The 413-nt window shown below is 70.0% G+C and carries 1 protein-coding gene; it reads right to left on the bottom strand.

What is annotated here, in order from left to right:
• Positions 1-413: hypothetical protein (locus tag ADL03_RS48115; protein WP_197288091.1), on the bottom strand; the 413-nt coding region annotated here is incomplete at both ends.

Raw genomic sequence — 413 nt, 5'->3', positions numbered from 1 at the left:
GAGCATGCCGGTGGCGTAGGCGTTGTGGTAGGCGGGGGTGTCGGTGCCGGGGTACTGGTCGAGGCCGTGGGCGGTGATGGCGGCGGGGGCGTGGTCGAGACAGGACGCGGTGGGTGTCGCGGACCTGGTCGTCGGTGATGGCGTGAGGGTCGGCCTGGGTGGCGGCGGCCAGTCGCAGGCACGCCAGGTGCAGGTCGTTGTAGGGCGGTGCGCCGGGGCGGTCGAAGGTGGGGTTGCCGTGCTCGTCGACCAGGTGCAGCAGCATCGCCTCGGCCTGCTCGGCACGGGTGCCGGGGTCGGGATGGGACAGCAGCTCGGACAGGGTGTTGTAGCCGATGACGGTGTGGTGGGTCATGGAGTAGCGGCTGCGGTTGAGCAGGCTGACGACGTTGATGACCAGTTCCTTGGTGACC

Origin of the sequence: Nocardia sp. NRRL S-836 (assembly GCF_001279525.1) — a bacterium.
GTDB lineage: Bacteria > Actinomycetota > Actinomycetes > Mycobacteriales > Pseudonocardiaceae > Lentzea.
Note: the sequence above shows the minus strand (reverse complement) of the source record. Positions and strands in the feature narration are given on the sequence as shown.